The 13,028-nt window shown below is 62.0% G+C and carries 11 protein-coding genes; 1 reads left to right on the top strand and 10 read right to left on the bottom strand.

What is annotated here, in order from left to right; genetic code table 11:
- Positions 1–11 precede the first annotated feature (11 nt).
- Entirely contained in the window at positions 12–3,587 is a 3,576-nt protein-coding gene (locus tag MRBLMU1_RS10975) for an indolepyruvate ferredoxin oxidoreductase family protein (RefSeq protein WP_363500902.1), read from the bottom strand.
- Between the two features lie 130 nt (positions 3,588–3,717).
- Positions 3,718–4,836 (bottom strand): 4-hydroxyphenylpyruvate dioxygenase, encoded by a 1,119-nt coding sequence (gene hppD, locus MRBLMU1_RS10980; protein WP_363500905.1) that lies wholly within the window; start codon positions 4,834–4,836, stop codon positions 3,718–3,720.
- A 125-nt stretch (positions 4,837–4,961) separates the two neighbouring features.
- Here hppD and MRBLMU1_RS10985 point away from each other — a divergent pair, with 125 nt between their 5' ends.
- Positions 4,962–5,483, top strand: coding sequence for an Lrp/AsnC family transcriptional regulator (locus MRBLMU1_RS10985; protein WP_090325644.1), 522 nt, complete (start codon positions 4,962–4,964; stop codon positions 5,481–5,483).
- A gap of 91 nt (positions 5,484–5,574) precedes the next feature.
- Here the strand turns inward: MRBLMU1_RS10985 and MRBLMU1_RS10990 are convergent, their stop codons facing one another.
- From MRBLMU1_RS10990 to MRBLMU1_RS11025, 8 genes are all read right to left on the bottom strand, one after another.
- Complete coding sequence (locus MRBLMU1_RS10990; RefSeq protein ID WP_363500909.1) at positions 5,575–5,769, bottom strand: hypothetical protein; 195 nt, start codon at positions 5,767–5,769, stop codon at positions 5,575–5,577.
- Between the two features lie 13 nt (positions 5,770–5,782).
- Positions 5,783–6,694, bottom strand: a complete 912-nt coding sequence (locus MRBLMU1_RS10995; RefSeq protein ID WP_363500912.1) for a UbiA family prenyltransferase — start codon at positions 6,692–6,694, stop codon at positions 5,783–5,785.
- 159 nt (positions 6,695–6,853) lie between these two features.
- Positions 6,854–7,825: a hypothetical protein gene (locus MRBLMU1_RS11000; RefSeq protein WP_363500915.1), complete on the bottom strand. Its 972-nt coding sequence runs from the start codon at positions 7,823–7,825 to the stop codon at positions 6,854–6,856.
- A gap of 546 nt (positions 7,826–8,371) precedes the next feature.
- On the bottom strand, positions 8,372–10,237 hold the full coding sequence (gene dsbD / locus MRBLMU1_RS11005) for a protein-disulfide reductase DsbD (protein ID WP_363500918.1): 1,866 nt from the start codon (positions 10,235–10,237) through the stop codon (positions 8,372–8,374).
- Positions 10,234–11,133 carry an FAD:protein FMN transferase gene (locus MRBLMU1_RS11010; protein ID WP_363500921.1) on the bottom strand — a complete coding sequence of 300 codons (900 nt, stop codon included), beginning with the start codon at positions 11,131–11,133 and terminating at the stop codon, positions 10,234–10,236. The genes dsbD and MRBLMU1_RS11010 overlap by 4 nt, the downstream gene beginning before the upstream one ends.
- Entirely contained in the window at positions 11,127–12,308 is a 1,182-nt protein-coding gene (locus tag MRBLMU1_RS11015; RefSeq protein ID WP_363500924.1) for a DUF3570 domain-containing protein, read from the bottom strand. The genes MRBLMU1_RS11010 and MRBLMU1_RS11015 overlap by 7 nt, the downstream gene beginning before the upstream one ends.
- Before the next feature lie 13 nt (positions 12,309–12,321).
- Positions 12,322–12,537 (bottom strand): DUF4266 domain-containing protein, encoded by a 216-nt coding sequence (locus MRBLMU1_RS11020; protein WP_090325633.1) that lies wholly within the window; start codon positions 12,535–12,537, stop codon positions 12,322–12,324.
- The gene (locus tag MRBLMU1_RS11025; protein WP_363500927.1) at positions 12,534–13,028 is read right to left on the bottom strand and encodes a TlpA family protein disulfide reductase; all 495 of its coding nucleotides are present in this window, start codon (positions 13,026–13,028) and stop codon (positions 12,534–12,536) included. The genes MRBLMU1_RS11020 and MRBLMU1_RS11025 overlap by 4 nt, the downstream gene beginning before the upstream one ends.

The raw sequence follows: 13,028 nt of genomic DNA on the forward strand, positions 1-13,028 counted from the left end.
CCGATGATGCGTCAGGCGGCGTGCGTGTGGCTATCGACCGGCACCGGCGCGACCGGCTTGCCGAAAGCGGCCAACAGCGTCGCCTCCTTCTGCTTGGCCGACTTCAGGTGGCGCTCCTTCACGTGGCCATAGCCGCGAATATCCTCGGGGATGCTGGCGATGGCCACCGCCTGCGCCAGGTTCTCCGCCGTCAGCTTAGGCAGCAACGAGGCCACCGTCTGACGATACTCGCCGATCAACGCGCGCTCCATCTTGCGCTCGGCGGTGTAACCGAAGACATCCAGCGCCGTGCCGCGCAAGCCTTTGAATTTGGCCAGCACGCCGAACGCCTTCATCATCCACGGGCCGAATTCCTGCTTGATCAACCGCCCCTGCGCGTCACGCTTGGCCAACAGCGGCGGGGCCAGGTGGAACTTGAGCTTGATGTCGCCCTCGAACATGCCGGCGATCTTCTGCTGGAACGCGCCGTCGGTGTACAGACGCGCGACTTCATATTCGTCCTTGTACGCCATCAACTTGTAGTAGTAGCGCGCCACGGCCTCGCCCAGGCGGGTCGACTTGCCCAGCTTGGCCTCCTCGGCGCGCACCTGGTCGACGAACGCCTTGTACTGCTGCGCATAGTCGGCGTTCTGATACGCGGTCAGCAGCTCGACGCGGCGGTTGACGATGTCGTCCAGCGTCTGGGTGCGTTTGAACTCGATCACTTTCGCCGGCGTCGTTAGTTTGGTGACGGAACCCAGATCGTGCGCGGCGGTTCGGCCCCAGTGGAAGGCGGCCTTGTTGAAGTTGACCGAGATCGCATTCAACTCGATCGCCTTGATGATGGACGCTTCGCTCAGCGGCACATGGCCCTTCTGGAACGCGTAACCCAGCATGAACATGTTGGTGGCGATCGAGTCGCCCATCAACGCGGTGGCGATCTGGCCGGCGTCGACGAAGTCCACGTGATCGTTGCCGCAGGCGCGCACGATCTCGCCGCGCGAGCCGGCGTCCGGGAACTGCCAGTCCGGATTCTTGACGAAAGCGGCGGTCGACGAACCGGTCGAGTTGATCATCGCGTGCGTGCGGCCCTCGCCCATGCGCGACAGCGCGTCGCGGCTGGCGGTGACGATCAAGTCGCAGCCGATCACCAGATCGGCGCTGCCGGTGCCGACGCGGGTCGAGTGCAAATCGGCCTGGTTGTCGGCCAGGCGCACGTGCGACATCACCGGACCGCCCTTTTGCGCCAGTCCGCTCATGTCCAGCACGATGGCGCCCTTGCCTTCGACGTGCGCCGCCACAGCCAGGATCTGGCCAACGGTCACCACGCCGGTGCCGCCGATACCGGTGATCAGGATGCCATATGGCGTATCCGTCGACGGCAGCGACGGCATGGGCAGCACAGCGGCAGGAGAGTCGCCGGTGGCCGCCTTCTTCGGCTTCTTCAGCGCCCCGCCTTCGACCGTCACGAAACTCGGACAGAAGCCGGTGGTGCAAGAGAAGTCCTTGTTGCACGACGACTGGTTGATCTGACGCTTGCGCCCCAGCTCCGTCTCCAGCGGCTCCACCGACAGGCAGTTCGACTGCACCGAGCAGTCGCCGCAGCCTTCGCAGACGGCTTCGTTGATGACGGCGCGCTTGGCCGGATCCGGATACTCGTTGCGCTTCCGGCGGCGGCGCTTCTCGGACGCGCAGGTCTGGTCGTAGATCATCGCCGACACGCCCGGCTTGTCGCGCAGTTCGCGCTGCACGTCCATCAATTCGCTGCGGTGGCGCACGGTGACGCCTTCCGCCCATTTGTAATCGGACGGGTATTTTTCCGGTTCGTCGGTGACGACGATGATCGGCGTCACGCCTTCGGCCGCGATCTGGCGCGAGATCATGCCCGGGTCGAGCGGACCGTCGAAGGCCTGGCCGCCGGTCATGGCCACGGCGTCGTTGAACAGGATCTTGTAGGTGATGTTGACCTTGGCCGCCACCGCCGCGCGGATCGCCAGTATCCCGGAGTGGAAATAGGTGCCGTCGCCCAGGTTGGTAAAGACGTGCTTCTCGTTGGTGAACGGCGCCTGGCCGACCCAGGTCACGCCCTCCGCGCCCATGTGGGTGAAGGTCGACGTTTCGCGGTCCATCCACAGCACCATGTAGTGGCAGCCGATGCCGGCCAGCGCGCGCGAGCCTTCCGGCACCTTGGTCGACGAATTGTGCGGGCAGCCGGAACAGAAATACGGCGTGCGGTCGGTGTCCGGATTGGCCTTGGTCGGCAGCGTCTTCAACGCCAGCTCCTTCGCCTCGAGGAAGGCGACGCGCTGCTTGACGCGCTCCGCCACCGGATGGCCGTCGCAGTAGTGGGCGATGCGCGAGGCGATGGCGCGCGCGATCTGCGCCGGGTTCAGTTCATAGGTTGCAGGCAACAGCCAGTCGCCGTGGCCGGTCTTGCCCTTGTTGCTCCATTCGCCGGTGTCGTCGAACTTGCCGACCACGCGCGGACGCTGGCCGTCCGGCAGGTTGTACAGCTCCTCCTTGAGCGCGTACTCGAGGATCTGGCGCTTCTCCTCCACCACCAATATCTCGTCGAGGCCCTTGGCGAATTCGTGCACGCCGTCCGCCTCCAGCGGCCAGGTCATGCCGATCTTGTACAGGCGGATGCCGATGTCGGCGGCGGCCTGCTCGTCGATGCCAAGATCGGCCAGCGCCTGGCGCGTGTCCAGGTACGATTTGCCGGCGGTGATGATGCCGATCTTCGGCTTCGGGCTGTCCCAGATGATCTTGTTGAGCTTATTGGCGCGCGCATAGGCCAGCGCGGCGTACCACTTGTAGCTGTTCATCCGCACTTCCATATCGAGCACGGTGTCGGGCCAGCGGATATTGAGGCCGCCGGCCGGTAGTTCGAAGTCGGTCGGTAGCTGGATCTGCACGCGGTCCGGGTCGAAGTCCACCACGGCGCCGGACTCGATGATGTCGGTCACGCACTTCATCGACACCCACAGGCCGGTGTAGCGGCTCATGGCCCAGGCGTGCAGGCCGTAGTCGATGTACTCCTGCACCGACGACGGATACAGCACCGGGATGCCGCAGGCGTTGAGGATGTGGTCCGACTGGTGGGCGGTGGACGAGGATTTGGCCGCGTGGTCGTCGCCGGCCAGTACCAGCACGCCGCCGTGCTTCGCGGAGCCGGCGTTGTTGGCGTGTTTGAAGACATCGCCGCAGCGGTCGACGCCGGGGCCTTTGCCGTACCACATCGAGAAGACGCCGTCGTACTTGGCGTCCTTGAAAAGGTTGGTCTGCTGCGTGCCCCACACCGCCGTGGCGGCCAGGTCCTCGTTCATCCCGGGGTGGAACTTGACGTGATGGGCGTCGAGGTACTTCTTGGCCTTCATCGCCGTCATGTCGACGCTGGTGACCGGCGAGCCGCGATAGCCGGTGATGTAGCCGGCGGTGTTGAGGCCCGCCTTGAGATCGCGTTCGCGCTGCATCATCGGCAGGCGTATCAGCGCCTGGGTGCCGGTCATGAAGGCGCGGCCGCGCTCCAGCGTCCATTTGTCGTCCAGCGAAATGTCGTCCGAGTGGGTGCCGGGGTCCAGCAGCGTACCCTTGTGAGGTGCGTTCATTGATGTCTCCAATATTCTCTGAAATACTGAACGCGGCATGACCGGATAGGCCCCTGCCGCGCGATTGCCGGTGCTCCGTTCTATGCGGTGCTACCGGCGGTTTTTGCTGCGTTTTTTACTACTATATGCCTTAAGCTGGCGTTTTGCCCGGGTCTTGCAGCACACCGCGCTTAATCTGATCCAATTCGATCGATTCGAACAACGCCCGGAAGTTACCCTCGCCGAAGCCCTGGTCGCCCTTGCGCTGGATGATCTCGAAGAAGATCGGGCCGATCACGTTCTGCGTGAAGATCTGCAGCAGCAGTTCGCGCTCGTTCTCGTTGCTATGGCCGTCGATCAGGATGCGCAGGCGGCGCAGGTCTTCCAGGCGCTCGCCATGGCCCGGCAGGCGGCGGTTGACCAGCTCATAGTAAGTCTCGATGGTGTCCTGGAAGGCGATGCCGGTCGTCTTCATTTTCTCGATCGACGTGTAGATGTCGTCGGTGCCCAACGCGATGTGCTGGATGCCCTCGCCATGGTATTCGTCGAGGTACTCGGCGATCTGCGATTTGTCGTCCGACGATTCGTTGATCGGAATGCGCACCTTGCCGCACGGGGAGGTCATGGCCTTCGATTTCAGCCCGGTCAGCTTGCCCTCGATGTCGAAGTAGCGCACCTCGCGGAAGTTGAACATCTTCTCGTAGAAGTCCGCCCATTCCTTCATGCGGCCGCGATGGACGTTGTTGGTCAGGTGGTCGATATAGGTCAGCCCATTGCCGACCGGGTTGGCGTCCGCGCCGGGGATGGCGACGAAGTCGACGTCGTAGATGCTGATGTCGCCGATGGCGCCCTGCTCGCCACTGTTTTTGCCGCGCCAGCGGTCGACCAGATAGATCAGCGAGTCGCCCACGCCCTTGATGGCGGGGATGTTCAGCTCCATCGGGCCGGTCTTGTTGTCGAAGCCCCAGGCGCCCAGGTCCAGCGCGCGCTTGTAGGCGGCCGCCGCGTCCTGCACGCGGATGGCGATCGCGCACACGGACGGACCGTGGTGGCGCGCGAAGCGTTGGGCGAACGAGTCCTGCTCGGCGTTGATGATGAAGTTGATGCCGCCCTGGCGGTAGAGCGTCACATCCTTGTGACGATGGCGGGCGATGGCGGTGAAGCCCATGCGCTCGAACAGCGCGCCGAGCGCTTTCGGATCGGGGGCGGCGTATTCGACGAACTCGAAACCGTCGGTTCCCATCGGGTTGTCCCAAGGCTGGAATTGCATGCGTGTCTCCTCGTTAGAATAGCGCCAGTATAGTCCCGCGCACCGGGCATTAAATTGCAAACAATTCCCGCCCACGGCCATTTTGCGCAATAATATTGCCTCAACACTGAATTATCGAGGGATTTATGACCAAAATTGCGCTGGATAAAACCGACCGTAAGATTCTGTCCATATTGCAGGCCGACGGCCGGCTGTCGAACCAGGATGTGGCCGAGCTGGTCGCCCTGTCGCCGTCGCCGTGCCTGCGCCGCATCAAGCGGCTGGAGGAAGCGGGCGTGATCCGCCAGTACGTGGCGCTGCTGGACCCGGACAAGATTGGCCTGGGGCTGCTGGCGTATGTGAATGTAAGGCTGGAGAAGCACAGCGACGCGGCCGCGCACAGCAACGCGCGCGCGCTGGGCGCGCAAAACGCGCCGGCCTCGCCGCGCGCCGACTTCGCGGTGTCGGTGGAGCAGTGGCCGGAGGTGGTGGCCTGCTATGCGATGACGGGGGAGATGGATTACCTGCTGCGCGTGCACGTTGAGGACATGGACCACTTCTCGCGCTTCATGATGGCGACCCTGCTGCGCCACCCGGCGGTGCTGGACGTGAAATCGAGCTTCGCCCTGCAGCGCATCAAGGACACGACCGCGCTGCCGCTGGTGTAGGCCGGAACATATGCCGCTATTTCGACAGGCCATTAAAACACGTAGGGCGGATTAGCGAAGCGTAATCCGCCATGCTCCGTCGGCGGCTCGACTAACTCGCGAAGTGGCGGTTCAAGTGCTGCAGCAACGGCTCGGCCGCCAGGAAGCCGATGATGCGGCTGTTCGAAATCTCTTTGCCGTCGTTGAAGAAAATCAGGCCAGATGGCCCGAACAAGCCTAAACGCCTCGTCAGCGCCTTGTCGTCGGCCTTGCAGTCCACGCATCCATCGGCATGGGAGTCCCGCATGGTGGCTAGCTAACTACAATGTAGCCAACCCGGCCAGTCCAATGCATATCAGGATAATGGTGATACTGGCAGGGTCCGTACTGACGTGTAATAGAGGATCTTCGTCAATCTGCATACGGAAAGATAACAACCATAGCCTTGCTATCCATATGAAAAAAAGCGGCACCACAAAAAATAATGGAAGCGGCGACGGATATAACTTAGCCACGTCTCCGGAATTGTAGTAAAGCATCAACACTAAAGCAGAGATGACCCCTGAGCTGATGCCAAAAATGGCGACAGGGGTACTATCTGCGGGTAAGTATCCCCTCCCCGGCACAGTGAGCAAGTTTTCTTCTTTAAGACGTACAAGCTCATTGTGGCGCTTTAGTAGCGCTAGCGATAAAAAGAGGAAGAACGAATAAGACAGCAACCAAAAAGAAAGCTGGATCTCCGTTGCGGCTGATCCACCTATGATCCGAATCGTGTATAGGCCAGCCAGCATAGCTACATCAATCAATAATACTTTTTTCAAGTAAAACGAATATAAGACGGTCAAGATAAAGTAGAAGCAAACAACTTTTAGCAAAGAAATGCCTCCTCCGGCCGCAACCATCACGCCAGCGGCGCCCAGCAGAAGACTGCAGCACAGCGCGCTGGCCCGGGAGATCGTTCCGGCTGCGATGGGCCGCATTCTCTTTCGGGGATGTAAGCGATCGTGGCGTATATCCAGCACGTCGTTAAGAAGATAAGCACTTGACGCACAAAGGCAAAACGCGACAAATGCAATTACGCAAGCGCGCCACGATCTCAAGTCGGCTGAGTGAGCGGTAAGCACGGGAACGAATATCAACAAATTTTTGAGCCACTGCCTCGGACGCATGGCACGCACCATCAACATAGCGCCGCTCGCCGCTCCGGTGTTTTTTACCGTCGATTCTTGCATATTTTTTATTCAGAAGAGTTTGCACGTAGCTACATGCGGATTTATTTTCGTGGCAGCGCAAAAGAAATTTGGCCATATCAAACCGATCAGCGCATGACCGCTTAGCGACTCTCCAATTTTCAGCATAAGCTCTGACTGAAGGCCACGAGACAGCTAACGCTAGCAATTATTACTAGATGCTGCGCTTGCACGTGGGCTGATAGCATAAACAGCAAATGGAATCAGGAACGGATACAGGCTCCAGATTGCTCGTCCATCTATCCTCACCGAAAGTGCGGCGTAGAGTGGTGGCAGTGCCATTAAAACGAGAATGCTCTTAAGCGGAGTTAGCCTAACAGGGCTATGGCGCATCCCGAAGGCCGCCAACGGAACGACTATGACAGCCGCACTGGCAACAGACAACATCGCGCGAACGTCGTGAAGTGCCGTCCAAACAGTGTCCAGACTAGGGAGCCAAACATACCGAGGTAACCCACTAAATAAATGCCATCGGACAAAGAGCAGCCACCCTATTGCGGCGCCTAATACAGCGAGTCCGGGAAAAATAGAAACGCGGCGATTCACCAGTAACCATAATATAAGGAGAATATTTTCCTCCCTGACAGCGGTCGCCCCCAGCCCCGCGCCTAAAGCAAGCCATGGCTGCCCGGTGACCACACCCAAGACAAACAACGCCCGCCCGCAGATTGCGCCGGGGTCAGTAAGCAAATAAGAACCATACCAAAATGTCGGCACAGAAACTATAAGCAATAGCCCAGCGAAAACAGCCTGTTTGCGACTTCCTCCGACGCGATCAACAACGAGAGCCATTGCAGCGGCTGCAATCGTTATGGACATCCAATTAATCCCAGCGAAGGTGTCGCGTAAGTCCCCTGGCATATAGGCCGCAAGGGCAGGAATAAGTACGCGATATGGGAACGGCGCGCGCAAGTCGCTAAAAGCCACTTCGCCCCTGAGGTAGCGCGCGGTATTAAAATAGGCGAGCGAGTCCTCTACTGTCAAACCCCAGTGCGGTAGTAATACTACGAAAGCAACGCTAGCGAACAGGATGAACATCCCGGCGTACTGGGGCGTTGTCCAATGCGTTTTTTTTGAGAGAACGTCTACCGTATTTGCTTTTGTTGTTAACATCGAATTCTATACGTGGAAATTAGTTGAATTTTACGATATGCCCGCGACCATGAGGTCGGAAAATCGTAAGCAAGAGATTTCTCTGGTGACTGCAATCGGTATGAGTGAAGGCTTAAAGACATAGCGCATTTTGACTTAGCGTTCTTCACCTTGGACTGGACATAACCGTTATTTGCCAAAAAGCGTAGCTGATGCTACACGCGGTTATTTTGTCAGCAGAACACGCGTACTGAAAGACAGCGACGAAACAAGCGAAGCCATCGTCACGACATCGTGTTTATGATTGAAAAGTGGATTTTACGCTATTTGCGCGTGAACTGAATTTTAGGTTCACAGCACTACAAAAAGATACTTTAGGCAGCGCTGGACGAACCGTGAACTTCGAAGCTGTTCGGATGTGGGTATTCCGGGAGGGACAGCTGATGGCCTGCTGCGCGCATGTCCTGCCGGCAGGCCTTTGGCGTAAACGCCGCTCTGGCGTTCATATCGGCCCGTCAGCAAAATACACAGCGCGGATTACGCGCTGTGCGGGTTACATGATGAACTTCACGAAGTGAAGTGGCGGTTCAAGTGCTGCAGGAACGGCTCGGCGGCCAGGAAGCCGATGATGCGGCTGTTCGGAATCTCTTTGCCGTCGTTGAAGAAAATCAGGCCAGGTGGCCCAAACAAGCCGAAACGCTTCATCAGCGCCTTGTCGTCGGCGTTGTTGGCGGTGACGTCCACCTGCAGCAGCAGCACGTCCTTCATCTTGCCGTTGACGGCGGGCTTGGAGAACGTGAACCGCTCCATCTCCTTGCAGGCCACGCACCAGTCGGCGTAGAAGTCCAGCATCACCGGCTTGGTGCTGGTGGCCAGGATCTGATCCAGTTCGGCCACCGTCTTGATGCGCGTGAAGTGCGCCTCGCCGCCGGCCGCTGCGCCACCACCGGCGCCACCCTCGGCGCGGGCGACGGTCAGGTGGCCCAGCGGCTGCAGCACGTCGCGCCCGGCGCTGGCCGCCCCGGTCAGTTCGAACAGGCCGACCAGCAGGAAGGCCAGGCCCAGCGTCTTGCCGACATAGGCGCCCAACCCCGCGCCCTTCGGAATGCCGTCGAACACGTGCAGGAACATGGCGCACAGCAGCGCGAACACGCCCCACATGACCATCATCACCGTGACCGAGAACACCGGCGTGACCATCCAGATGGCGACCGCGATCAGCAACAGGCCGAAAAGCTTCTTGACGCCGTTCATCCAGGCGCCGGCGCGCGGCAGCAAGCTGCCGGCCGAGATACCCGTGAGCAGCAGCGGCACGCTCATGCCGACCGCCATCGAGAACAGCGCCCAGCCACCGGTCCAGACGTTGCGCGTCTGGCTGATATAGAGCAGCGCGCCGGCCAGCGGACCGGCCACGCACGGGCCGACGATCAGCGCCGACAGGGCGCCCATGACGAACACGCCGGCGAATTTGCCACCGCCCATATTGCCGCTGGTGGAGCTCAGGCGGCTTTGCAGGCTACTCGGCAGTTGCAGCTGGTAGACGTCGAACATCGACAACGCCAGCGTGAACAGCAAGGCGCCGAACGTCAGCAGCACCCATGGCTTTTGCAGCGCGGCGGCCAGCCCCTCCCCGGCCAGGCCGGCGCCCACGCCGAGCGAGGTGTAGACCAGCGCCATGCCAAGGCTGTACGCCAGCGCCAGCATGAAGCCACGGCCACGCGAGACATTGCCTTCGCCGACGATGATCGACGACAGGATCGGCACCATCGGCAGCACGCATGGCGTGAACGAGAGCAGCAGGCCGAAGACCAGGAAGGCCAGGCCGATGCGCCAGGCGCTGCCGCTTTGCAGCGTGCGCTGGGCCAGCGAGCTGTCATCCTCCGGCGCGGCGGCCGGCGTGGTCGCCGAGGCGGATGCAGCGGCGGCGGCAGGAGCCGCTGCGCTGGTCGCGGCCAGGGCGGCCGGGTCGATCGGTGTCAGCTTGCCGGGCTTCCTCGGGTCGACGCGGTAGCTCTGCTCCGCCGGCGAATAACACAGGCCGGCGTCCGCGCAGCCCTGGTAACCGACCAGCAGCGTGTACGGCTCCTTGGCCGTCACCGGCAGATCGACCACCAGCGTGTCCTGGTAGGTTTCCATCTCCTTGTTGAAATTGGTGTCGAACTTGCGTATGCCGTTCGGCAGCACCGGCGCCGTCACCTGCGCGCCGTCGGCGGCGTTGAAGCTCAGGCGATCGCGGTACAAGTGGTAGTCCTTGGCGATCTTCCACGTCAGCCGCACGGTCCTGGCGTCGAGCGACTCGGCGCTCAGCTTGAAGGCCTGGTCAGGCTCGAGAAAATCGCCCGCCCGCACCTGGCTGCCTGCAAACAGCGCGATCAGCGCCACCAGCATCGTCGCCAGCATCTGCAAACGTACCATCCATTTTTGTCGTTTCATGAGATATCCCTATACAACATCTGCCCCTGATCATCGACGGTCAAATAACCCATGTCGGAGGCGTTCAGAAAATTGAGCCCGCCCTGCTGCTTCAGCATGGCGATCGTCGAACAACTGCCGGCCGCTATCGCCATCGGCGCCATCACGCTCACAGAGCGCCAGTGCCGCACCGGCATGCCGGTGCGCGGATCGAGGATGTGGCAGTAACGCTGCCCATCCAGTTCAAAATAACGCTCGTAGTCGCCGCTTGTCGCCAGCGCGCCCTGGCTGATCGGAATACTGGCGACCACCGCGTCGGGATCGCGTGGGTCCTGTATGCCGATGCTCCACGGGCGCCCGTCCAGCCGGGGGCCGATGAAGCGCATGTCGCCGCCCAGGTTCACATACCCGTGCCGCACGCCGGCCTCGATCAGCAACGCCGCCGCGCGGTCGGCCGCGTACTCCTTGCCGAAGCCGCCGAAATCGACCTCCATGCCGGCCTGGCGCAGATAGACCTCCTCCCCCTCGCAGGCCACCTTGTCCCAGCCGACCAGCGCCAGCAAGGGCTCCAGCACCTCCGCCTTCGGCACGCTCGGCCGGCGGAAATCCCAGGCCTTGCGCAGCACGCCGGAGGTGATGTCGAACAGGCCCTCGCTGGCGCCGTGCAACGCGGCGGCGTAGGACATCAGCGCCATGGTCTCCTTGTCGCAGGCGACCGTCTCCCTGCCCGCCGCAGCGTTGATCCGCGAGACGATGCTGTCGGGCCGGTAGCGCGAATACTTCTCTTCGATCCTCCGTACCTCCGCCACGGCCTGCCGCGACAGCAGTTCGGCCGTGTGGGCGTCGGGCGCGGCCAGCCGGATCTCGCAGCGGCTGGCCATCGCGTCGAACGCGGTGCGGTGGATCGCGTCTACCATTGCCGGTTGACCGCGATCTGGAAGGTCTGCGCGCGCAGCGTCTCGAGCCCCGGGCTGCCGGAATGGAACGCGCGCCAGCTGCCGCGCTGCTGGTAGGCCGAGGCCTTGACGTCCACCGACCACAGCTTGTCGATCTGCTTGCTGACCTTGAGCCCCACGGTCACCGCGCCAAAGCCCGACAGGCGCTGGTCGGCCGACGAGAAGCCCGGATTGGCGCCGTTGAAGCCCGGCGGGAACGGCGTACCGAACACCGGATCGTAGACCGGATCGTAGTAGAAGTCCGCCGCGCTCTGCGTGTAGAGGCGCACTTCCGGCGTCACGGTCCAGCCCTGCGACAGCGGCTGCACATATTCCTGCGACAGCGTATGCCCGCGCACGCCGAAGCTGTCGCGGTAGTAGCGGTAGGAGGTGCGGCTGATGCCCCCGGTCGATTCGACATGGTGGTTCCAGCGCGCCAGCACGGTGCTCTCGTTGCGGCTGCGGGGGCGGTTGTCGAAGGCCTTGTACGGATCGGAGAAGAAGCCACGGCCCCGGTCGTGCGCCAGGGTCAGTTGCACCACGTCGTTCTTGGTCAGCACCTGCGTCACGCCGACCAGCAGATTGGTGGTGTTCTTCTTCTCGCCGACGACGGCGCCGCCGGTGGAATTGATCTCGTCGTTGGCGCGGCCGAATCCCGCCGACCACGTCGTGTTGCGGTCCTCGCTCTCGAAGGTGCCCTGCAGCGACAGCGCGCGCGACACGTAGTCATGCTCGGTCGAATAGCTGGCGCCGACCGACACGCTGCCGCGATCGAGGTAGCGCTTGAGCGAGACGTCGCCTGCCTTGCGGTCGTCGCTCATGCGCGAGGCGCCGGAGACGGCCGTGTGGTAGCGCGGCGACGCGCCCGACACGTCGTCGGTCACCGCCGAGGCGCTGATGCTCCAGACGCCGGCCACCGGCGCCATGATGGACACCGACGGCGCGTGCACGCGGATACGGTCCATGTCGGACTGGCTTTCGCGGTAGTCAAGATAGCCGATACTGATCACGCCATTGGTCGGCGGCGCCTCGGCGTGGGCCTGCACTCCCGGCAGCAGCAATGCCGCCGCCAGGATCGAACCCGCCAGCGACGTCGCCGAGGACGGGGACATCGACGGCTGGCCGTCGTCGGGAACTGTGATTTCTTTGCTCGTCATAGGGGATTCCATTTCAGTTGCAACCGCAGCCGCCACCACCGACACCGGCGCCGCCCGACGAGGACTCGCGGCTGGTGTAGATATGGTCGTCGTAACGGCTGAACAATCCGCCGTCGTTGAAAGTCATCTCGGGCTTGGCCAGCGTGCCTTTTTCCCACGGCTGGACATTGCCGAACGAGGCGCAGCCGGACAGGCTGGCGGCCAGCGCCAGGGCGATCAGGGTTTTCATTTGGCGGCTCCCAGTGCGGATTGGATCTTCGCTTCCAGCTCGGCGCGGTCGGCGTCGCGGAAGCCCGAATGCTCCAGCAGGACCTTGCCGTCAGGCCCGATCAACACGCTGCTCGGCATGCCCTTGATGCCGTACTGGCGCGGCGTGGCGCCCTTGGGATCGAAGGCGATGGTGAACTTGGCCGGCGTGGTCGCCAGGAAGGTCTTGGCGTCCTCGCTCTTGGCGTCGACGTTGACGCCGACGATCTGCAATCCACGCGAGCCGTACTTGGCCTGCATCTCGTTCATCCACGGGAAGGACTGGCGGCACGGGCCGCACCACGAGGCCCAGAAGTCCACGTACACCACCTTGCCGGTCAACTTCGCCAGCTGGACCGCGCCGTCCATGCCCTGCAAGTCGAACTGCGGCGCGGCGGCGCCCTTCTCCAGCGCGAACGCGGACGATGCGCCCAGCGCGGCGGCCAGCAATATCGATATAGCTTTGATTTTCAT

Origin of the sequence: Burkholderia sp. LMU1-1-1.1 (assembly GCF_040675865.1) — a bacterium.
Lineage (GTDB): Bacteria > Pseudomonadota > Gammaproteobacteria > Burkholderiales > Burkholderiaceae_D > Rugamonas.